Source organism: Geodermatophilus sp. SYSU D00705 (assembly GCF_054050135.1).
Map to the genome: position 1 here is coordinate 76,512 of NZ_JBJGYT010000014.1, position 20,095 is coordinate 96,606.

Consider the following 20,095-nt stretch of genomic DNA (forward strand, 5'->3'; position numbering starts at 1 on the left):
CATGGGGATCTCACGCCCGGGTGGGGGCGCGCTCGTCGACGGGGACGCCGGGAACCGGGGAGTTCACGAGGCCGCTCCCCTCTCGGTGTCCAGTGCCAGCGCCAGGTAGACGGCGGTGAAGTCGGCCACGGCCAGCTGCCGCGCCAGCCGGGGTAGCCGGCCGTACCGCTCCGGTTCCCCGTGCTCGGCCAGTCCACTCACGGGCACGTTGGACGTCGCCGCGGTGCGCAGCGCCTCCTGCAGCGCCTCCCGCGCCGACCGGGGCTCACGCTCACCCGCGCCGTCGTGCTCCCCGGCGTCGGTGTCGCGGATGGTCAGCAGCCGCAGCCGGCGGCCGGTGTCCTCGGCGCGGTCGCGGAAGAAGTCGTCGGCGCCGGCCTCCGGTGCCAGCGGGCCGCGGAGCACCGAGCACGCGGCCACCCGCTGGTCGGGCATGCGGAAGGTGGTCGCCGGCAGGCCGGCGAGGGTGGCCAGCTGGTCGGCGATCCGGATGGCGGCGGTGCCGGCCAGCGGCCCCTCGGCGGCGATCACCGGGAGCGCGTCGAGCAGCTCCAGGGCCAGGGTCTTCGCCGGGTTGACGAAGGACTCCTGCGCCGGCCCGCACTCGCCGGCCACCTCGTCGAGGGTCGCCGCGATCGACTCGAGGTCGGCCAACCCGGGCGACAGCAGCTCCAGGTCGACCGCCAGCTTGAGCAGCGGCGTGAGCAGCGACCACAGCGTGGTGTGCCGCACCCGGGACCGCGGGAGCGGCACGTAGGGCGCGCGGGCGGTCGAGCAGGCCGCGCGCAGCGGGGCGTCGTCGGCGCCGATGCCCAGCAGGGTCACCCCGCGGCGCGCGGCCTCGTAGGCCGGGGTCACCGCGTACCGGCCGGCTCCGGTGCGGGTGGCGACGACGGCGATGTCGCTGGGGCCGGTCCACACCGGCAGGTCCGGCCCGGGGACGACGTCCACGGTGACCGGGCTGGCCGGACCGAGGAGTGCGCGCAGCACCGACGCGGCGACCGCGCCCTCGCGCCGGGCGACGATCACCAGGCCGCGGGGGCGCCCCCCGGCGGTGACCCGCTCCAGGCCGGCCTCCTCGGTCAGCCGGGCGGTCTCCCGGACCTGCGCCCCGGCCCCCGCCACGGCCGGCAGCAGGCCCCGCGGGTCGCGGGCGCGCAGCACGTCGAGGTCGTCGAAGACCTCCTCGGCGAGCTCCGGCGAGATCACGCCGGGCGCTCCCCGCGGTGCCGGGCCTCGTCGAGCAGCAGCACCGGGATGCCGTCGCGGACGGGGAAGGCCCGGTCGCACGTCGTGCACAGCAGCTCACCGGCCGCCTCGTCCACCGTCAGCGGGCTGTGGTGGGTGTCGGGGCAGGCGAGGATCTCCAGCAGGGCGGGGTCGAGACCCAGCGGGCCGGTCGGGGACGTCACGCCGGGCCCTCCGCGTCGACGTGGAGCGCCAGCGGAACGTCGTCGTGGGGTGTGGTCATGCGCGCACCATCTCCAGCACTCGATCTCGGAGCTCGGTCATCCGCGCCGCGTCGGGCGCCTCGACGTTGAGCCGCAGCAGGGGTTCGGTGTTGCTCGCCCGCAGGTTGAACCACGAGCCGTCGGCCAGGGTGACGGTCAGCCCGTCGAGGTCGTCGACGGTCGCGCCGTCCTCGCCCTCGAAGGCCTCGCGGACCGCCCTCGCGCTGCCCGCCGCGTCGGCGACGGTGGAGTTGACCTCGCCCGACGCGGCGTAGCGGCTGTAGCCCGCGGTCAGCTCCGACAGCGGCCGGCTCTGCTCCCCCAGCGCGGCCAGCACGTGCATGGCCGCGAGCATGCCCGTGTCGGCCCGCCAGAAATCACGGAAGTAGTAGTGCGCGGAGTGCTCGCCACCGAAGACGGCGTCCGTGCGGGCCATCTCGGCCTTGATGAACGAGTGCCCGACGCGGGTGCGCACCGGCTCGCCACCGTGCTCGCGCACGATCTCCGGCACCGCCCGCGAGGTGATCAGGTTGTGGATGATCGTCGTCCCGTGGCCCTTGGCCAGCTCGCGCACCGCGACCAGCGCCGTGATCGCCGAGGGGCTCACCGGCTCGCCGCGCTCGTCGATCACGAACACCCGGTCGGCGTCGCCGTCGAAGGCGAGCCCGAGGTCGGCGCCGGTGCGGCGCACCTCGGCCTGCAGGTCGACGAGGTTGGCCGGGTCCAGCGGGTTGGCCTCGTGGTTGGGGAAGCTGCCGTCGAGCTCGAAGTACATCGGCAGCACGGTCAGCGGCAGGTCGGCCAGGACGACGGGCACCGTGTGGCCGCCCATGCCGTTGCCGGCGTCGACGACGACGCGCAGCGGCCGGATCTGCGTGAGGTCGACCAGCGTGCGCAGGTGTGCGGCGTACCCGGCGAGCAGGTCGCGCTGGGCGATGGCGGCGGTCCGCTCCGGAACGCGGTCGTAGGCGTCCCGCTCGGCCCACTCGCGGATCGTGGCCAGCCCCGAGTCCTGCCCCACGGGCGCGGCGCCGGCCCGGCAGAGCTTGATGCCGTTGTACTGCGCCGGGTTGTGGCTGGCGGTGAACATCGCACCCGGGACGCCGAGGGAGCCGGAGGCGAAGTACAGCAGGTCGGTGGAGCCCAACCCGGCCTCGACGACGTCGACACCGCGGCTGAGCACGCCCTCGGCGAAGGCCCGCGACAGGGGCACCGAGGAGTCGCGCATGTCGTGGGCGGTGACGACAGCGGTCGCGCCGCTCTCCTGCGCCATGAGCTCGGCGAACGCGGCGCCGATGCGGCGGGCGACGGTCTCGTCCCACTCCCCGGGGACCAGGCCCCGGACGTCGTAGGCCTTGATGATCGAGGAGAGGTCGCGCACGACCGGAACACTATAAGGACCCCGTCCTCCTCACGCCTCGCAGGCTCGGCGTGAGCCTCTGGACGGGGCCGGGGAGGGCTTCAGGTGATGTCGGGGAGGACCCGCAGGTGGCCGCGGCGGGTGCCGCTGCCGTCGTCGGCGGGGTTGCGCGGGGGCTCGGGCCGGGCCGCCTCGCGGACGGCGTCGGCCAGGGCGAGCAGGTCGTCGCCGGTCGGGCCGGAGTCCTCGACGTCGATCTCGTGCCGGACGACCTCCCAGCCGCGCGGGACGGTCAGCCGCTCAGCGTGGAACTCGCAGAGGTCGTAGCTGTGTGGCTCCGAGAACGTCGCCAACGGGCCGACGACAGCGGTCGACTCCGCGTACACGTAGGTCAGAGTCGCTGCCGCCGGTTGCGCGCAGCCGCTGCGCGAGCAGCGACGTGACTGCCTCACCACCGGTTCCTCACGCACCGCACAGTAGACGCGTACCCGGGTCGTTGGCATCAGGCACACCGCGAATTGCGCCCGTGACGACAGCAGCAGTCCCATCCTCCACGACGGTCCCGTGGACCCCTCCAGGACGCCGCGGCGGGTCCGCACGGGCGCGATCGGCGGCGCGGGGCACCCCGGCCGTACGCTCGCACTCGCCATGAGCCGACCCGCCCGTTCCCGCCGCGACCGGCACGGCCGCGGGCTGCGCGGGCGGCTGGTCCCCGACGGGGTCCCGTTGGCCCGCAGCCGCGGCGAGCAGTTCGACGACCTCGTGCTCGACGCGGTCGAGGACCTCGAGCGGCGGTGGGAGAAGGAACTGGCCGGCGTCGAGTTCGCCGTCGAGGACGTCCCGTGGGTGGAGCACACCAGCCCCGACGAGGTCGTGCTCGACGCCGACGTCCTGGAGGACGGCAGCGTCCCGCTGGCCCGCGTGCTGCCGGCCCACCGGGAGGGCGGCCGCGAGGTGCCGCCACGGATCGTCGTCTACCGGCGGCCGCTGGAGCTGCGCGCGCACGACCGCGACGACCTCGCCGACCTCGTGCGCGACGTCGTCGTGGACCAGGTGGCGGTGCTGCTGGGGCGCGACCCGGAGGAGATCGACCCCACGAGCTGAAGAAGGACCCCGTCCTCCTCACCCCTCGCGGGCTCGGGGCGAGCCTCGGGACGGGGCCGGCGACGGGCCCCTGCAGGGGGCCGTTCCCTCACGTCACCACGGGACTGCCCAGCTCCGCCGCGATGCCGCGCGCGTCGGCCAGCCGCGCCCGGCAGAAGGCGAGGTCCAGGCCGTCGCCGCGGTCGGCGCGGGTGAGCCGGTCGGCGAGCTGCTCGAGGGCGACGGCGTGCCAGAGCAGGCCGACGTCGGGCTCCTCCCAGCCGGCCGTGCGGTCGAGCACGACCCGGGCGATCCCGGCGCGGTCCTCCTCGTCCGGCGTGCTGGCCCACAGGGTCAGCAGGTCGCGGTGCCGCGGCCCCGAGCGGACGCCGGTCCACTCCAGCACCACCATGCGGCCGGTGTCGTCGAGGACGGCGTTGGCGGCGCGGAGGTCCCCGTGGGTCACCTCCGACAGGGGCAGCTGGGCGGCCGCCGCCCGGACCGCCCGGAGCTCGCCCAGCCGGACGCCCCCGCGCACCAGCCGCCCGGTGGAGCCGACCGAGGCGCGGGCCCGGCGCAGGGTCGGCGGGGCAGGCGGGTGCCAGGGACTGCCCGGGGGCGCGGGCAGCGGCGCGATGCGCATGGCGGCATCCACGGCGGCCTCCGTCCAGCGGGGCCCGCCGCCGGGCACGGGGTGCACGCGGCGGGACAGCAGCCACCGCCCGTCGTCGGCGGCGGCCAGCACCTCCGGGACGCCGATCTGCCGCTCCTCCGCCCAGCGCCGGCCCCGCAGCTCCGCCCGCAACCGCCGTCGTCCGCTCTCGGTGACCGCGAGGTCGACCACCCGGTCGGCGAGGACGCCCTGGACCACGCCCAGCGACGCGGACAGGTCGGTGACCCCGGTGAGCGGCTGCTCGACGCCGAGCTCGGTCAGCAGCGCGCCCACCCGTTCCCGCGCCGCACCCTCTGCCACTCCCCCGTTGCTGGTCACCCCAGGAGCCTCCCAGCCCGCCACCGACCCCGCACGCAGTCCGGCCGGACGTCGCCGGCGTCCCTGGGATGCTTGCCGGGATGGACTCCTCCGCGCCGGCCGCCGTGCCCTGGATCGTGCTGGGCGCGGCGCTGCTCGCGCTGGCGGTGGTCGCCGTGGTCCTGCTGACCGGCCGCCGGGGTGGTGCCGGCGCCGTCCGGCGGGAGCCCGCCGCGCCCCCGCCGGCGGCGCGCTTCCCGCACGACGACCTGCCCGGGTTCCTCGACGCGCCGCCCGGCACGCCGGCGGCGCCCGCTCCCGAACCGCCCGCCCACCCCGCGCCCCCCAGGGAGGAGGCCGGGGACGCGGACGCCGGGCCGGGTGCCGGCCGCGCGGTGGCCGGGATGGCCGCGGTCGCCCTCCTGCTCGTCGGCGCCCTGGCCGTCGTCGCCGCCGGCACGCGGGACGACGACCTCCCGGCCGCGGCGGAGCAGCCGGCTCCGCCTCCGGCCGCGACGCCGACCACCGGGACGCCCACGGCCGCCCCGGTCCCGGAGCTGCCCGGCGTGCCGGCCGACCCGCTGCCGGGTGAGAGCGGCGCCGGCGCGCTGGCCGACCGCTCGGTGCCGCTCGGCGAGGACGGCGTCACCGCCACGCTCGGCTTCGGGGGGATCGTCGTCGAGCGGCACGCGGTGGGCATCACCGTCGCCGAGCCCGTGGTCAGCGTGACCGCGACCGGCGACCCGGCCGGGGAGGACGGCGCGGCGCTGGCGCACCTGTCCCTGCCGACCTGGAACTGCGTGGCCGACGAGCCGCCGGCCGACCCGGAGGCGGCCGGCTGCGTGCGGTCGACGACCGAGTACGCCGACCTGCCCTCCCCCGCTCTGGAGGTCACGCGGGACGGCGACGACGTCCGGCTGACCGGCCGCTTCCCCACCTACACCCGGCCGATCGCCACCGCCCCCGCCTACACCGGGCGGGTGTACGAGCTCACGGTCACCATCTCGCCGGCCGGTCCGGTGCACGACGGCGGCGCGGTGGCCGAGGCGACGCTGTTCCTCGGCACCGACCGGACGTCGACGACGCGCGGGGGGTTCAACGTGATCCGGTACGCCGGCTGAGCGGCCCGCCGGACAGCGTCAGGGAGACGACCGGCGCACCCATCTCGCGGCGCAGGCCACCCACGTCGGAGGAACCCCACCAGGGCCGGCGGTCGGCGCCGTCGACGAGGGTCAGCAGACCGGCCCGCAGCCGCTCCCCGTCGGCCAGCACGGCCAGCTCCACCTGGTCGATCGCGGCGTGCAGGCGGGTGGCGGCCCGCAGCAGCAGGCGGGTCCGGGGGTCGGGCTCGCGGGCCAGCAGCTGCGGCAGCCACCGGTCCAGCTCGCGGGGGTCGCGGGTGCGGTGCACCGGCCCGGTCTCGTCGAGCGCGTCGACCAGGCGGGCGCTGCGCGCGGTGGAGAAGGCCGCCTCCGGCCGCAGCCGGCCGAGCTCGCGCAGCGTGGGGTCCCCCAGCGGCAGCCCGGTCAGGCGCAGCGTCCACGGCCGGCGCACCCGGGCGAGGAGGTCCAGCACGCCGGCGGCCAGCCGCGCGGCCGCGGCGTCGTCCCGCACCGGCAGGCGGGCGGATGCCGCACCCGGGGGCACCGGGGCGTCGTCCCCGAGGAGGGTGACGCCGACCGTCGGGCCGCGGCCGTCGACGACGAGCGCGGCCAGCGCGGCGAGGCCGCCCACCCGGTCGGGGTCGCGGTCGACGACGACCGCGACCGGCCGGGTGCCCGACCGGCGGCGGGTGGCGGCGACGTTGAGCACGGTGGTGAGCCAGGGGCTCCGGGCGGTGACCGGGGCGCGGACGGCCGCCTGGAGGGGGACGGCGGCGCGGAGCTCACGGACCACCTCGGCCCGGCCGGTCGCCAGCCGGGTCAGCGGCCCCCGCGTCGTCACACCCCGAATAGCACCACAGCCGCCGACGGCGCTGCGTCGGCGGCTGTGGGACAGCTGACGGGTGGTGTCACACGGCGGTGTGTGCGGGGCGGGCAGTCCTCAGACGGCGCGGCGACGCAGGCGGCGCCGCTCCCGCTCGGAGAGCCCGCCCCAGATGCCGAAGCGCTCGTCGTTGGCCAGCGCGTACTCGAGGCACTCGGCCTTGACCTCGCAGCCGGTGCAGATCTTCTTGGCCTCGCGGGTGGAGCCGCCCTTCTCGGGGAAGAACGCCTCGGGGTCGGTCTCGGCGCACAGCGCCCGCTCCTGCCACGACTGGGCGTCGGCCTCCAGGCCCGCGCTCCAGATGCCGGCGAAGAGCTGCCCGGCACCCTCGACGCCGCGGTCGGCGTTCCGCTCCGACGCGCTGACGTAGTCGCTCAGCCACGAGACCTCTGCCATGACGATGCGTCCCCTCTCGCTCCCCCGGTGCGCGCCCTCCGGGACGATCCCGGGCCGCTCGGCACTTGCTGACACCGCGGGAATTACACGCGTGTCGTTGCGTAGGCGTCAACTTCGCGCGGTGTAAGCGACTCGCCACACCAGCCCCGCCTGTCACACCCTGTTCGTCACTTCTCGTCCCACCCCCCGACACGCCCGCCGAACAGTCGACAACTGCCCATGGGGCACGATGACTTTCGTGCAGATCGTCGTGCTCGCCGGAGGTGTCGGCGGAGCCCGATTCCTGGCCGGTCTCCGCGCCGCCGTCCCCGAGGCCCGGCTGACCGCCGTCGTCAACACCGGGGACGACGTCACGATGCACGGCCTGCGGATCTGCCCGGACCTCGACACGGTCATGTACACCCTCGGCGGCGGCATCGACCCCGACCGCGGCTGGGGGCGGCTCGGCGAGAGCTGGACGGTCAAGGAGGAACTGGCCGGTTACGGGGCCGAGCCGACCTGGTTCGGCCTCGGCGACCGCGACCTCGCCACCCACCTCGTGCGCACCCGGATGCTCGACGCCGGCTACCCGCTGTCCCAGGTGACCGCCGCGCTGTGCGACCGCTGGCAGCCCGGCGTCGACCTGCTGCCGATGAGCGACCAGCGGGTCGAGACCCACGTCGTCGTGGCCGACCCCGACAGCGGGCGGCAGCAGGCGATCCACTTCCAGGAGTGGTGGGTCCGCCACCGCGCGGCGCTGCCGGCGTCGGCCTTCGTCCAGGTCGGCGTGGACACCGCCCGCCCCGCCCCCGGTGTCGCCGAGGCGTTCGCCGCCGCCGACGCCGTCCTGCTGGCGCCGTCCAACCCGGTGGTGTCCATCGGGACCGTGCTGGGCGTGCCGGGGATGCGCGAGGCGCTGCTGGCCACGCCGGGCCGGGTCGTCGGGGTCTCCCCCATCGTCTCCGGTGCCGTGGTCCGCGGGATGGCCGACCGCTGCCTGCCGGTGGTCGGCGTGGAGGTCAGCGCGGAGGGCGTCGGCCGGCACTACGGCGCCCGCACGGCCGGCGGTCTGCTGGACGCCTGGCTGGTGCACACCGGCGATCCCGCCGACGTCCCCGGTGTCGACGTCCGCGCCGTCCCGCTGCTCATGAGCGACCCGGCCGCCACGGCCGCGATGGCGCGTGCCGCCCTGGACGCCGCCGGTGTCTGAAGAAGGACCCCGTCCTCCCCACCGCTCGCACGCTCGCGGCGGTGCCCTGGACGGGGCCGCCCGAGAGGGATCTGTGCCTCTTGCCGGGATCTCCGTCCACCCGGTCTCCGGGCTGCCGGAGTTCTCCCCCGGCGACGACCTGGCCGCAGCCATCGCCGGCGCCGCTCCGTGGCTGGCCGACGGCGACGTCGTCGTCGTCACCTCCAAGGTGGTCTCCAAGGTCGAGGGCCGGCTGGTGCGCGTCGAGCCGGGCGCCGACCGGGAGGCGGCCCGCCAGCGGGCCATCGACGCCGAGACGGTGCGGGTGGTGGCCCGCCGCGGGCCGCTGCGGATCGTGGAGACCCGCCAGGGCTGGGTGGTGGCCGCGGCCGGCATCGACGCCTCCAACGTCCCCGGCGACGCGCTCGTACTGCTGCCGGAGGACGCGGACGCCTCCGCGCGGGCGCTGCGGGCGCGACTGGCGGAGCTGCTCGGCGTCACCGTCGCCGTGGTCGTCAGCGACACGTTCGGCCGCACCTGGCGGGAGGGGCTCACCGACGTCGCGGTGGGGTCGGCCGGGATCGCCGCGCTGGTCGACCACCGCGGCGACGTCGACGCCCACGGCAACCGGCTGGAGACCACCCAGGTCGCCGTCGTCGACGAGCTCGCCGCCGCCGCGGACCTGGTGAAGGGCAAGCTGGCCGGGATCCCGGTGGCCGTCGTCCGCGGTGTGGCCGTCGACCCGCCGGCCGACGACGCCGGCACCCGGCCGCTGGTGCGCCTGGGCCCCGGCGACCTCTTCCCCTACGGGAGCCGCGACCTGGTGGGCTCCCGCGCACCCGGGGCCGACCTCGTGCCCCGGCCCGGCGAGCTGGACGCCGTCGCCGGGGCCTTCCGCGTCGCGGTCGCCGCGCTGCCGGAGTTCCCGGTCGTGCTGCGCTACGGCGGCGAGGAGGACGGGGTGGTCGACGTCCACCTGCCCGACCGGGCGACGACGACGCACGCGCTCAACCTGGGCGCGCTGGTGGGCGCGGTGATCGTGCAGCTGCACGCGGAGGGCTGGACGACGCGCTGGGAGCCGGCGGCGACGGCCGGGGGCACCTCACTCGTCGGGAGGTTGTGGCTCGGTTCGCCGGCGCCCTGACCTCCCCGGCTGGGTAGCGTCGGCGATCATGCGCGGGATCATCCTGGCCGGGGGCACCGGCAGCCGCCTCTTCCCCATCACGCAGGCGGTCAGCAAGCAGCTGATGCCGGTCTACGACAAGCCGATGGTCTACTACCCGCTCTCCACGCTGATGATGGCCGGCGTCCGCGAGGTGCTGGTCATCACCACCCCGGGCGACCAGGCGGCGTTCCGCGCGCTGCTGGGTGACGGCAACCGGCTGGGGATGCGGATCGAGTACGCCGTCCAGCCGCGCCCGGAAGGGCTGGCGCAGGCCTTCCTCATCGGCGCGGACTTCATCGGCGACGCGGCCGTGGCGCTGGTCCTGGGCGACAACATCTTCTACGGCGCGGGCCTCGGCACGGCGCTGGGGCGGCTGCCCGAGCCCGACGGCGGGCACGTCTTCGCCTACCACGTGGCCAACCCGCAGGACTACGGCGTGGTGGAGTTCGACGGCGGCGGCCGGGTGCTCTCCATCGAGGAGAAGCCGGCCCGGCCGCGGAGCTCCTACGCGGTGCCGGGGCTGTACTTCTACGAGAACTCGGTGGTCGACGTCGCGCGCGGGATCACGCCCAGCGCCCGGGGTGAGCTCGAGATCACCGCGGTCAACGACCACTACCTGCGCCAGGACCGGCTGACCGTGACCGTGCTCGACCGCGGCACCGCGTGGCTGGACACCGGCACCTTCACCTCCCTGCGCCAGGCCACCGAGTTCGTGTCGGTGGTCGAGGAGCGGCAGGGGCTCAAGATCGGGTGCATCGAGGAGGTCGCCTGGCGGCAGGGCTGGTTGGACGACGACGGCCTGCGCCGCGCTGCCGAGCCGCTGGGCAAGAGCGGCTACGGGGACTACCTGCTCCGCCTGCTGGACGAGCCCCGCGTCTGAAGAAGGACCCCCTGCCGCCACCACTCGCGAGCTCGTGGCGGGACCCTGCAGGGGGCCGGAACCCGGACGGTCAGATGCGGCGGTGGTCGGTCGCGGCGTTGCGCGGGCCGAACCGCGGCGCCCGCGCGACGCCCCCGGCCAGCAGCAGCCGCACCACCCGCTGGCGCTGGCCGCGCCAGGGCTCGAGCAGGGCCATCATCGCGTCGTCGTCGGTGCGCGCGGCCCCGGTCAGCGCGAAGCCCACCTGGTTCTTGAGGTGGTAGTCGCCGTAGCTGACCGTGTCGGGGCAGCCGAACACCCGCTGCACCACCTCGGCCGCCGTCCAGACGCCGATGCCCGGCACCGACCTCAGGCGGCGCTGCAGGTCGCCGCAGTCGACCGCCGCTCCGGGCTCCAGCCGGGCGGCGACGCTCGCGACCGCCCGCAGGGCGCGCCGGCGGGCCCCGTCGAGGCCGCAGCGGTGCCACTCCCAGTCGGTCACGTCCAGCACCCGCCGCGGGGAGGGGATGACCCGCATCCCCTCCGGCGCCGGACCGGGGGCCGGCTCGCCGGCCAGCCGCAGCAGCGCCCGCCACACCCGGTGTGCCTCGACGACGGTGACCTTCTGCTCCAGGACGGCGGGCACCAGGGCGTCCCAGGTGCGGCCGGTGCTGCCCAGCCGCAGCCAGGGGGTGCTGCGGTGCAGCCGGGTCAGCAGCGCGTGCCCGGCGGGGTCGAACTCCTCGGGCCGGTCCTCGGCGCCCAGCCAGCCGGGCACCGCCGCCCCGGCGCGCTCGGCGCCGGGACCCCACGCGGTCACCCGCACCTCCCCGGCGGCGACCACGATGCGGACCGTGGCCGGCCCGTCCGGCGTGCTCACCGTGCGCCAGGTGGCGCCGTCGGTGTGCCGCAGCGTCGGGTCGCCGCTGCTGCGCTGGTGCGGGAAGAGCGTCCGGCGGAGGTCCAGCGGCCAGTCCGGTCGCCAGACGTCGGAGAAGACCGGCGCCGCGAGGGTGGTGCTCAGGTGGTGCTCCCGGGGAAGAGGACCCGCCGCCCGCGGGCGGCGGGGCGGGTCAGCGCGGCGCCATCCGGAGCGCGCCGTCCATCCGGATGACCTCGCCGTTCAGGTAGCCGTGCTCGACGATGTCCAGGGCCAGCTCGGCGAAGTCCGACGGGCGGCCCAGGCGCTTGGGGAAGGGTATGCCCGCCGAGAGGCTCTGGCGGGCCTCCTCCGGCAGGCTCCCGAGCAGCGGGGTGTCGACCAGGCCCGGGGCGATGGTGCAGACCCGGACGCCGACGCCGGAGAGGTCGCGCGCCGCCGGCAGCGTCATGCCGACGATGCCGCCCTTGGACGCCGAGTAGGCGATCTGGCCGATCTGCCCGTCGTAGGCGGCGATCGAGGCGGTGTTCACCACGACCCCGCGCTCCCCGTCCTCCCCCGGCTCGGTGGCGGCCATCGCGGCGGCGGCCAGGCGCAGCACGTTGAACGTGCCGACCAGGTTGACCATCACGGTGCGCACGAAGGGGTCGAAGTCGTGCGGCACGTTGCCCTTGCCGACGGTGCGCTGCGCCACCCCGATGCCGGCGCAGTTGACCGCGATCCGCAGCGGCCGGTCCTTCCCCGTGGCCTCGGCGACCGCCGCCTCCACCGACGCCGGGTCGGTCACGTCGGTGCGGACGAAGGTGGTGTGCCCGCCGAGCTCGGCGGCCAGCTCCTTCCCGCGGTCCTCCTGGATGTCGAGGATGGTCACGGCCGCGCCCCGGGCGGCGAGGGCCCGGGTGGTGGCCTCCCCCAGCCCGGAGGCGCCCCCGGAGACGACTGCGGCGACGTCGAAGTCCTTCACGGAGGCGAGGCTAGCGACTTCGGTGGGCAGGCTGGCGGGGGCACTCAGCTGAACTGTGACCCGTGTCGCTCCTCGACCGCGGCCAGCAGCTGCTTGACCCGCTCGGCGTCGCCGACCGGGCAGACCATCGTCACGTCCCGGGTGGCGACGACGACGCTGTCGCGCACCCCCACCAGGGCCACCAGGTGCGCCGGGTCGTCGCTGAAGACGATGTTGCCCGCGCTGTCGAGGGTCACCGCCAGCCCGCGGACGGCGTTGCTGCCGGCCGTCTCCAGGGTGGCGGCCAGCGCCGGCCACGAGCCGACGTCGAGCCAGTCGACGTCGAGGTCGGCGACCAGCACCCGCCCCGGCTCGGTCGCCGCCGGCTCGAGGACGGCGTAGTCGACGCTGATCTTCGGCAGTGTCGGGAACACCTCGGCCAGGACGGCCTCCCGCGCCGGCCCGGCCGGGACGGCGACCACCCGGGCCAGCCCCTCGGCGCTCGCGGGGAGGTGGTCGGCGAGCGCGTCGAGCACCGTCCGCGCGCGCCAGACGAACATGCCGGAGTTCCACAGGTACTCGCCCGACGCGAGGTAGGCCTCGGCGGTGGCGCGGTCAGGCTTCTCGCGGAAGGACGCCGCCTCCGCCACGCCCGCCACCTCCGTCGCCGGGCCGCGCTGCACGTAGCCGAACCCGGTGGCCGGCGCAGTGGGGCGGATGCCCAGGGTGACCAGCGCGCGCGGCCGCGCGGCGAGGGCGCCGTAGGCGGTGGTCAGCGCGGCGGCGAACCGCTCGACCGGCCGGATGACGTGGTCGGCGCTGACCACGGCGAGCTCCGCGTCGGGGTCGACGTCGGCGACCAGCGCCGCGGCCAGGCCGACGGCGTTGGCGGTGTCGCGGGCCACCGGCTCGAGCACCAGCCGGTCGGGGCGCAGCCGGGGCAGCGCCGCCTGCACCTGGTCGCCGTACCGCGCGGCCGTGCACACCCAGATGCGCTCGGCGGGCAGCACCGCCTCGAGCCGGGCGAACGCCTCGGCCAGCAGGCTGTGCGCGGCGCCGTCCCCGTCGGCCACGACGTCCAGCAGCTGCTTGGGCCGGCCGGCCCGGGACAGCGGCCACAGCCGCGTGCCGGAGCCCCCGGCCATGATGACGGCGTGGCGCACCGTCAGCTCCTGCCCCGCCGGCGCGGCAGCGCCCGGCTCCCCCGCGCCTGGGTGCCCACGCCCTCGGCGCGCCGCTGGAAACGGGCGCCGGCGGCGACCTTGCCGCTGACGTGGGAGACGAGCATCCGGCCGCCGAGCCCGGCCCGCAGCGCCAGCCGCAGCGGCGCGTGCCGCCGCAGCGGGTACTGGCCGGACAGGTAGCGCAGCGCACTCGTGTGGTGCACCCGCTGCATGCGGTGCGGCTCGCGGCGGGTGGCGTGCCCGCCCTCGTGCGTCACGACCGCGGAGGGGGCGTAGACGTGCAGCCAGCCGCGCCGGGTCAGCCGCTCGGCGAGGTCGACGTCCTCGAAGTACATGAAGTAGCCGGGGTCGAAGCCGCCGACCGACCAGAACGCGGCGACGTCGACCAGCAGGCACGACCCAGACAGCCAGCCGGCCGCCCGCTCGCGCGGCGCCTCGCGCTCGCGCCGGTAGCGGGCGGTCCAGGGGTTGGCCGGCCAGACCCACCCCAGCAGCGCGTGCCCGGCGCCGGTGGACAGCCGCGGCAGGTCGCGGGCCGACGGGTACAGCTCCCCCTCGGGGGTGCGGATCGCGGGGCCGAGCGTGGCGGCCCGCGGCCACCGCGCGGCCACGGCCAGCAGCTCGTCGACCGAGCCCGGCTCGAACCGGACGTCGGGGTTGGCCACCACCGCGTGGCCCTCGGTCAGCCCGGCCAGGCCGGCGTTGACCGCGGCGCCGTAGCCGATGTTGCCGCCGGTGCGCAGCAGGCGGACGTGCGGGTGCGCCGCCGCGGCCCGCTCGGGTGCACCGTCGGTGGAGCCGTTGTCGGCGAGGACGACCTCGACGGGGCGGGTGGTGGCCTGGGCCAGCGAGTCGATGAAACCCTCGAGGGCCTCGCCCGGGGAGTAGGTCACCGCCACCACGCGGAGGGGCGCGGCAGGGAAGGCAGCGGTCACGGGCAAACCCTACGAGGACCACCCGAGGTGCCCTCGGACGCACTACGAGCAGGGTGCCGGACGGGCCTCCCGGAGGGGCCGCCTGTGGCCCGTGTGACGAGGGGGACGGGCCCGTCACGTCACCCCTGCTCCTCCCGGAGGGGGACGCGCCGCGCCGGTACAGTCGCGAGGCGTGACTCAAGCCAGTCCCGATCTCGTCGTCGTCGGCTCCGGGTTCTTCGGCCTCACGGTCGCCGAGCGGGTGGCCAGCCAGCTGGACAAGAAGGTCCTGGTCATCGACCGGCGCGACCACATCGGCGGCAACGCGTACTCCGCGCCCGAGCCGGAGACCGGTATCGAGGTGCACGTCTACGGCGCCCACCTGTTCCACACGTCCAACGAACGGGTCTGGCAGTACGTCAACCAGTTCACCGAGTTCACGAACTACCAGCACCGCGTCTTCAGCATCTACCAGGGCCAGACCTACAGCCTGCCGATGAACCTGGCCACGATCTGCCAGTACTTCGGCAGGAGCTTCTCCCCCGAGGAGGCGCGCGCGCTGGTCGCCGAGCAGGCCGCCGAGTTCGACACCGCCGAGGCCCGGAACCTCGAGGAGAAGGCGATCTCGCTGATCGGCCGGCCGCTCTACGAGGCGTTCATCCGCGGCTACACGAAGAAGCAGTGGCAGACCGACCCCACCGAGCTGCCCGCCGCCGTCATCGCCCGCCTGCCCGTGCGGTACACGTTCGACAACCGGTACTTCAACGACACCTACGAGGGGCTGCCGAAGGACGGGTACACCGCCTGGCTGACCCGCATGACCGACCACCCGAACATCGAGGTGCGGCTGTCGACCGACTACTTCGACGTCCGGGCCGACCTGCCCAAGGACGTCCCGACCGTCTTCACCGGCCCGATCGACAAGTACTTCGACTACCAGGCCGGTGAACTCGGCTGGCGGACGCTGGACTTCGAGACCGAGGTCCTGCCGATCGGCGACTTCCAGGGGACGTCGGTCATGAACTACGCCGACGAGGACGTGCCCTTCACCCGGATCCACGAGTTCCGGCACTTCCACCCCGAGCGCGACTACCCCGAGGACAAGACGGTCGTCGTCCGGGAGTTCTCGCGGTTCGCGCAGACCGGCGACGAGCCGTACTACCCGATCAACACCCCCGAGGACCGCGCCAAGCTGGAGCGCTACCGGGAACTGGCGACCAAGGAGGCCGCCGAGAAGCGGGTGCTCTTCGGTGGCCGTCTGGGTACGTACAAGTACCTCGACATGCACATGGCCATCGGCTCCGCGCTGACCATGTTCGACAACCGCATCCGCCCGTTCTTCGACCAGGGTCAGTCGCTCGACGGCCGCCTCGAGGACTGACGTGCTGCCGACGACCGCCTCCGCCTCCGGCGGCCGACCGCTCCAGGAGAACCACCCGTGACCGACCCGCACGACCAGACCGGCGCGCACCGCGTCTTCGAGATCCTCCACGAGCCGGACTGGTTCTCAGGGTTGTCGACCCGCGAGGCCCGCCTCCTCGACGGCGCCCTGGCGTTCCACTGCCTGGCCCGGCCGGGTGAACGCATCCGGGCGACCGTCCTGCGGACCGACGGGCCGCACCTCCCGTCGCTGACCGACACCGGCACCACGCTCATCGAGTGGCCGGACGACCGTTCCGTCGTGGGCACGATCGAGGCGCACGCGACCGGCAACCCCGTCCCGACCACGGGCGTCGTGGACGTGGTGCTCGACCTCGGCGGCCCGCCCGAGCGACTGATGCAGGTCGAGCAGCCCCCCGGCCGTGTCCACGAGGTCCGCAACGCGGTCCGCAGCCGCGCGCCGGTGGCCTTCGACGTGGTCCGCCAGCTGCGCACCGACCGGCTGGAAAACCGGCGCCTGTCCCAGCCCATCCCCCGGGTGGGCCGGCTTCACAACAGCAACACCGGCTCGTCCCGGGGTCACACGAAGGCCGTCCTCTTCGGTCTGCACTGGCTGGAGCTGGGGGGCGCCGAGAAGTGGGCCGCCGAGACGATCGGGATGGCCCGCGACGCGGGGCTGTTCCCGATCGTGCTGAGCGACCGCCCGTCGGGGCACCCGGACATCGCGCGCCCGGTCTTCGACGACGCCCTGGTCCTCCCCCTCAACCACCCCATGCAGGGCGAGCACGAGTCCCGGCTGCTCAGTCAGCTGTTCGAGCGTTTCGACGTCCGCGGGGTGCACATCCACCACTGCACGTGGCTGTACCAGCGCCTCCCGTGGATCCGCGCCCAGTACCCGGGCACGGAGCTGGTCGACTCGCTCCACGTCCTGGAGTGGCGCACCGGTGGGTTCGTCGACATCGCGCTGCGGCTGTCGAACGTGATGGACGCCCACCACGTCATCTCCCCGCAGCTGCGCGACTACCTCGTCGACCGGCAGGGCCTGCCCCGCGAGAAGGTCAGCCTCGCCACTCTCGCCGACCTCACCGTCGACACGGGAGCCCAGCGGCCGGCACCCACGAGCACCCGCAAGTCCGGTGATCCGCTCACGGTCGCCTTCGTCGGCCGCTTCACGCAGCAGAAGCGTCCGTATCTCTTCCTCCGGCTGGCCGCGCGCCTGCGCGCCCGGCTCGGGGACCGGGTCCGCTTCGTCATGCACGGAGACGGCGAGCTGGGGCAGGAGGTCCGGGCGGATCGCGCTCGGCTGGGTCTGAGCGGCGCCGTCGAGCTGCGCGGCCCCGACCGTCCGGTGGCGCAGACCCTCGACGAGGCCGACGTCCTCGTCATCACCTCCGACAACGAGGGCGTGACGCTGACGTCCTTCGAGGCCGACGCGCACGACGTCCTGGTGGTCAGCAGCAACGTCGGCTCCCAGGCCTCCGTCGTGTCACCGGAGCTGCTGCTCCCCCGCGCGACCCTGCCCTTCCTGCGTGCCGCCGAGCGCACGCTCATCTCCCTCTGCGAGGACGACGAACTCACGAGGCGCCTGCTGCGGGAGCAGCGCGCCCAGGTGGACGCCTTCGCCGCCCTCCCTCGCGCCCGGGACTGGACCCGGTCCCTCTACGAAAGGTGGGCCTCATGACCACGACGAACGTGGCCGCGGTCATCGTCACCTACAACCGCGCCGACAAACTCGGCAAGGTCATCGAGCAGGTCCTCGCCCAGGACCGCCCGGCCGAGCAGGTGATCATCGTGGACAACGCCTCCACGGACTCGACGAGCGAGGTGCTGGCCGCCTACGAGGGCCGGCCCACCGTGCAGATCGAGCGGCTGACCACCAACACCGGCGGGGCCGGAGGCTTCGCACACGGCATGTCGGTGGCCTACGAGCGCGGCGCGGACTTCGTCTGGATCATGGACGACGACTGCTACGCCGACACCGACGCCCTGCGCGAGCTGCTCGACGGGCACGGCGCGGCCGAGGAGAGCATGGGCATGCGGCTGCCCTTCGCCTGCTCGGTGGTGCGGTGGACCAACGGCGACATCTGCGAGATGAACAACCCCGAGCCCACGTGGGACTGGGGCAAGCTGCTCGTCCGCGGTGAGAAGAGCGTGCTGGTCAACTCCTGCTCGTTCGTCTCGGTCATGTTCCCGCGCTGGGCGATCACACAGTTCGGCCTGCCGTTGTCGGAGTACTTCATCTGGTTCGACGACCAGGAGTACACCCGCCGCATCACCGCCGCCGGTCCCGGCGTGCAGGTCCTGGCCAGCACCGTCACCCACGACCTCGGCGTCAACCGCGGGGTCAACTTCGGGGACGTGAACGACTCCAACATGTGGAAGTTCGAGTACGGCGTCCGCAACGAGGCGTCCTACCGCTGGCACCACGAGGACCCGTTCGCCGCCCTGCGCTTCGCCCAGCGGCTGCACACCGGCCTCAAGGGCGGGAAGGTGCCGTGGCGGCTGCGTCGCAGGCTGGCCAAGAAGTTCCTGGAGGGGGTCCGCTTCGACCCGAAGCCGGCGTTCCCGCGGACCGTCCTCTGACACCCGCCGCTCCGACGACGAGAGCCGCAAGCGCCCACGGGCGCCGGCGGCTCTCGTCGTCTCAGGGGAGGTCGACCCCGGCGGTCAGGTCCGGCCCTCGGGCATGGCGAAGCGCTCGCGCCGTCCCGCGCGGGTGAGTGCCAGCCAGTCGCGCAGTCCGCGGACGTCGCGCCGGCTGAGGAAGAACCAGCCGAAGCGGACCAGCTCCAGCGGGAACAGCCAGCGCATCCCCGGCTGGGCCATCAGGTAGCCGCGGTTGCGGTAGGTGAAGTAGCGCTTGGCGGCGTCCGGGGGGTACTGGGCCGACAGCCGCCCGCCCAGGATCGGCAGGAACTCCTCACCGCCCTGCGGGTGCACGTAGATGGCGCGCAGCGTCGTGCCGAAGCGCAGCCCGGAGCGGCGCAGCCGCCGGTGGATCTCGGTCTCGTCGCCCCGGATGAACAGCCGCAGGTCCGGGACGCCGACGGCACGGAAGGCGTCCGCGCGGAACAGCGCACCGTTGAACAGCGACGCGTAGGACGGGAGGAACTGCCCGGGACCGAAGTCGTCCACGCGGCGGCGCCAGCGCAGGCCGCGGCGCAGCGGGAAGGCCAGCCGCTCCGGGTCGGCCTCGTCGACCACGGCCGGGGAGACCTCCGCGAGGTCCCGGCGGCGGGCCTCGGCCAGCAGGGTCGCGAGGACGTCGTCCCCGCCCGGGCGGCCGTCGTCGTCGGCGCACCACACCCACTCGGCACCGAGGGAGAGAGCGCTCAGCAGGCCCAGGGCGAAGCCACCGGCGCCGCCGAGGTTCGTGTGCGACGGCACGTAGACCGTCGGGACGTCGCAGGCGCGGACGACCGCCTCGGTCTCGGCGTCGGCGCCGTTGTCGACCACCACGACCGTCGCGACCGGGGCGGTCTGCCGGGCGACGGCCGCGAGGCTCTGCCGCAGCAGCTGCGGGCGCCGGTGCGTGACGATGACGGCGACGACGGAACCGACGCCCCCCGCGGGACCCGCCCCCGTCACGCCGCGCCGGACCCCTCGTCGATCCACGCCTCCGGGCCCTTGTAGGCCAGCAGGACCTCCTTGAGCGAGCCCTGCTGCTTGATCCGGCCGTGTTCCATCCAGATCGCGCTGGTGCACAGCTGCTTGAGGAACTCGTCGGAGTGCGACGCGAACACCAGCAGGCCGGCCCGGTCGACCAGGTCACTGAGCCGGTCGCGCGCCTTCTCGAGGAAGGCGGCGTCCACGGCCCCGATGCCCTCGTCGAGCAGCAGTATCTCGGGGTCGATGCTCGTGACCACGCCCAGCGCCAAGCGCACGCGCATACCGGTCGAGTAGGTGCGCAGCGGCATCGAGAGGAAGTCCCCGAGCTCGGTGAACTCGGCGATGTCGTCGACCCGCATCTCCATCTGCTTGCGGGTCATGCCGAGGAACAGGCCGCGGATGATGATGTTCTCGTAGCCGGAGATCTCCGGGTCCATGCCGACGCCGAGGTCGAACACCGGCGCCACCTTGCCCTGCACCTCGGCCGAGCCGCGAGTCGGCTCGTAGATGCCGGCGAGCAGCCGGAGCAGCGTGGACTTGCCGGCGCCGTTGTGGCCCACCAGGCCCACACGCGCCCCGTGCTCGAGATCCACGGTGATGTCCCGCAGCGCCTGGATGACGGGGACCTTGGCGTCGCTGGCGATGTTGCCGCCCACCATGCCGAGCACGGTCTTCTTCAGGGACCTGCTCTTCGCGTCGAAGATGGGGAAGTCGACGGAGGCGTCTCGCGTCGTGATGCTGACCACG

21 protein-coding genes are annotated in these 20,095 nt (G+C 74.8%); 8 read left to right on the top strand and 13 right to left on the bottom strand.

The genetic code is table 11. The features are described 5' to 3' along the window. Nucleotides 1–63 precede the first annotated feature (63 nt). The 4 genes from ACI78Q_RS13230 to ACI78Q_RS13245 form a co-directional block, all read right to left on the bottom strand. On the bottom strand, nt 64–1,209 hold the full coding sequence (locus tag ACI78Q_RS13230) for an SIS domain-containing protein (protein ID WP_456923849.1): 1,146 nt from the start codon (nt 1,207–1,209) through the stop codon (nt 64–66). After that, nucleotides 1,206–1,412: a Trm112 family protein gene (locus ACI78Q_RS13235; RefSeq protein WP_456923850.1), complete on the bottom strand. Its 207-nt coding sequence runs from the start codon at nt 1,410–1,412 to the stop codon at nt 1,206–1,208. The genes ACI78Q_RS13230 and ACI78Q_RS13235 overlap by 4 nt, the downstream gene beginning before the upstream one ends. Before the next feature lie 55 nt (nt 1,413–1,467). Continuing rightward, complete coding sequence (locus ACI78Q_RS13240; RefSeq protein WP_456923851.1) at nt 1,468–2,832, bottom strand: phosphomannomutase/phosphoglucomutase; 1,365 nt, start codon at nt 2,830–2,832, stop codon at nt 1,468–1,470. Between the two features lie 80 nt (nt 2,833–2,912). Continuing rightward, a complete protein-coding gene (locus tag ACI78Q_RS13245; protein WP_280173874.1) occupies nt 2,913–3,314 on the bottom strand; it encodes a DUF3499 domain-containing protein in 402 nt (133 codons plus the stop codon). Nucleotides 3,315–3,459: 145 nt separating this feature from the next. On the opposite strand from ACI78Q_RS13245, the gene ACI78Q_RS13250 reads away from it, so the two are divergent. Continuing rightward, nucleotides 3,460–3,915, top strand: a complete 456-nt coding sequence (locus tag ACI78Q_RS13250; protein WP_456923852.1) for a metallopeptidase family protein — start codon at nt 3,460–3,462, stop codon at nt 3,913–3,915. Nucleotides 3,916–4,003: 88 nt separating this feature from the next. Here the strand turns inward: ACI78Q_RS13250 and ACI78Q_RS13255 are convergent, their stop codons facing one another. Next, nucleotides 4,004–4,885: a phosphotransferase gene (locus tag ACI78Q_RS13255; protein WP_456923853.1), complete on the bottom strand. Its 882-nt coding sequence runs from the start codon at nt 4,883–4,885 to the stop codon at nt 4,004–4,006. A gap of 80 nt (nt 4,886–4,965) precedes the next feature. Here ACI78Q_RS13255 and ACI78Q_RS13260 point away from each other — a divergent pair, with 80 nt between their 5' ends. After that, nucleotides 4,966–5,985, top strand: coding sequence for a hypothetical protein (locus tag ACI78Q_RS13260; RefSeq protein WP_456923854.1), 1,020 nt, complete (start codon nt 4,966–4,968; stop codon nt 5,983–5,985). On the opposite strand, the gene ACI78Q_RS13265 is transcribed toward ACI78Q_RS13260, so the two are convergent. Beyond that, entirely contained in the window at nt 5,960–6,808 is an 849-nt protein-coding gene (locus ACI78Q_RS13265; RefSeq protein WP_456923855.1) for a hypothetical protein, read from the bottom strand. The genes ACI78Q_RS13260 and ACI78Q_RS13265 overlap by 26 nt on opposite strands. Before the next feature lie 99 nt (nt 6,809–6,907). Next, the gene (locus tag ACI78Q_RS13270) at nt 6,908–7,246 is read right to left on the bottom strand and encodes a WhiB family transcriptional regulator (protein WP_456923856.1); all 339 of its coding nucleotides are present in this window, start codon (nt 7,244–7,246) and stop codon (nt 6,908–6,910) included. Between the two features lie 229 nt (nt 7,247–7,475). Here ACI78Q_RS13270 and cofD point away from each other — a divergent pair, with 229 nt between their 5' ends. The 3 genes from cofD to rfbA all read left to right on the top strand — a co-directional run bounded on the left by cofD (nt 7,476) and on the right by rfbA (nt 10,459). Next, a complete protein-coding gene (gene cofD / locus ACI78Q_RS13275; protein WP_456923857.1) occupies nt 7,476–8,435 on the top strand; it encodes a 2-phospho-L-lactate transferase in 960 nt (319 codons plus the stop codon). Between the two features lie 73 nt (nt 8,436–8,508). Beyond that, nucleotides 8,509–9,558, top strand: coding sequence for a coenzyme F420-0:L-glutamate ligase (locus tag ACI78Q_RS13280; protein ID WP_456923858.1), 1,050 nt, complete (start codon nt 8,509–8,511; stop codon nt 9,556–9,558). A 28-nt stretch (nt 9,559–9,586) separates the two neighbouring features. Beyond that, nucleotides 9,587–10,459: a glucose-1-phosphate thymidylyltransferase RfbA gene (gene rfbA / locus ACI78Q_RS13285; protein ID WP_456923859.1), complete on the top strand. Its 873-nt coding sequence runs from the start codon at nt 9,587–9,589 to the stop codon at nt 10,457–10,459. A 70-nt stretch (nt 10,460–10,529) separates the two neighbouring features. Here the strand turns inward: rfbA and ACI78Q_RS13290 are convergent, their stop codons facing one another. The 4 genes from ACI78Q_RS13290 to ACI78Q_RS13305 form a co-directional block, all read right to left on the bottom strand. After that, complete coding sequence (locus tag ACI78Q_RS13290; RefSeq protein ID WP_456923860.1) at nt 10,530–11,318, bottom strand: DNA-3-methyladenine glycosylase family protein; 789 nt, start codon at nt 11,316–11,318, stop codon at nt 10,530–10,532. Nucleotides 11,319–11,511: 193 nt separating this feature from the next. Continuing rightward, complete coding sequence (locus ACI78Q_RS13295; RefSeq protein ID WP_456923861.1) at nt 11,512–12,282, bottom strand: SDR family NAD(P)-dependent oxidoreductase; 771 nt, start codon at nt 12,280–12,282, stop codon at nt 11,512–11,514. A 44-nt stretch (nt 12,283–12,326) separates the two neighbouring features. Continuing rightward, nucleotides 12,327–13,424: a mannose-1-phosphate guanylyltransferase gene (locus ACI78Q_RS13300; protein ID WP_456923862.1), complete on the bottom strand. Its 1,098-nt coding sequence runs from the start codon at nt 13,422–13,424 to the stop codon at nt 12,327–12,329. 2 nt (nt 13,425–13,426) lie between these two features. Then, nucleotides 13,427–14,380 carry a glycosyltransferase family 2 protein gene (locus tag ACI78Q_RS13305; protein ID WP_456923863.1) on the bottom strand — a complete coding sequence of 318 codons (954 nt, stop codon included), beginning with the start codon at nt 14,378–14,380 and terminating at the stop codon, nt 13,427–13,429. Nucleotides 14,381–14,552: 172 nt separating this feature from the next. On the opposite strand from ACI78Q_RS13305, the gene glf reads away from it, so the two are divergent. From glf to ACI78Q_RS13320, 3 genes are read left to right on the top strand one after another with little or no spacing between them, the layout of a single operon-like run. Beyond that, nucleotides 14,553–15,740 (top strand): UDP-galactopyranose mutase, encoded by a 1,188-nt coding sequence (gene glf, locus ACI78Q_RS13310; RefSeq protein WP_456923864.1) that lies wholly within the window; start codon nt 14,553–14,555, stop codon nt 15,738–15,740. Nucleotides 15,741–15,797: 57 nt separating this feature from the next. Further along, nucleotides 15,798–17,420: a glycosyltransferase gene (locus ACI78Q_RS13315; RefSeq protein WP_456923865.1), complete on the top strand. Its 1,623-nt coding sequence runs from the start codon at nt 15,798–15,800 to the stop codon at nt 17,418–17,420. Beyond that, a complete protein-coding gene (locus tag ACI78Q_RS13320; RefSeq protein ID WP_456923866.1) occupies nt 17,417–18,322 on the top strand; it encodes a glycosyltransferase family 2 protein in 906 nt (301 codons plus the stop codon). Before ACI78Q_RS13315 ends, ACI78Q_RS13320 begins: the two co-directional genes overlap by 4 nt. Nucleotides 18,323–18,406: 84 nt before the next feature. Here ACI78Q_RS13320 and glfT1 read toward each other — a convergent pair whose 3' ends face one another. Next, nucleotides 18,407–19,327: a galactofuranosyltransferase GlfT1 gene (gene glfT1 / locus ACI78Q_RS13325; RefSeq protein ID WP_456923867.1), complete on the bottom strand. Its 921-nt coding sequence runs from the start codon at nt 19,325–19,327 to the stop codon at nt 18,407–18,409. Beyond that, nucleotides 19,324–20,094, bottom strand: a complete 771-nt coding sequence (wzt, locus tag ACI78Q_RS13330) for a galactan export ABC transporter ATP-binding subunit Wzt/RfbE (RefSeq protein WP_456923868.1) — start codon at nt 20,092–20,094, stop codon at nt 19,324–19,326. Before wzt ends, glfT1 begins: the two co-directional genes overlap by 4 nt. Between the last annotated feature and the right edge of the window lies 1 nt (nt 20,095).

What these genes read in the sequence shown, in the direction of transcription:
- ACI78Q_RS13245 (WP_280173874.1), bottom strand. Translation starts at nt 3,314, where the DNA reads ATGCCAACGACCCGGGTACGCGTCTACTGTGCGGTGCGTGAGGAACCG.
- cofD (WP_456923857.1), top strand. Translation starts at nt 7,476, where the DNA reads ATGACTTTCGTGCAGATCGTCGTGCTCGCCGGAGGTGTCGGCGGAGCC.
- rfbA (WP_456923859.1), top strand. Translation starts at nt 9,587, where the DNA reads ATGCGCGGGATCATCCTGGCCGGGGGCACCGGCAGCCGCCTCTTCCCC.
- ACI78Q_RS13320 (WP_456923866.1), top strand. Translation starts at nt 17,417, where the DNA reads ATGACCACGACGAACGTGGCCGCGGTCATCGTCACCTACAACCGCGCC.
- ACI78Q_RS13250 (WP_456923852.1), top strand. Translation starts at nt 3,460, where the DNA reads ATGAGCCGACCCGCCCGTTCCCGCCGCGACCGGCACGGCCGCGGGCTG.
- ACI78Q_RS13260 (WP_456923854.1), top strand. Translation starts at nt 4,966, where the DNA reads ATGGACTCCTCCGCGCCGGCCGCCGTGCCCTGGATCGTGCTGGGCGCG.
- ACI78Q_RS13270 (WP_456923856.1), bottom strand. Translation starts at nt 7,246, where the DNA reads ATGGCAGAGGTCTCGTGGCTGAGCGACTACGTCAGCGCGTCGGAGCGG.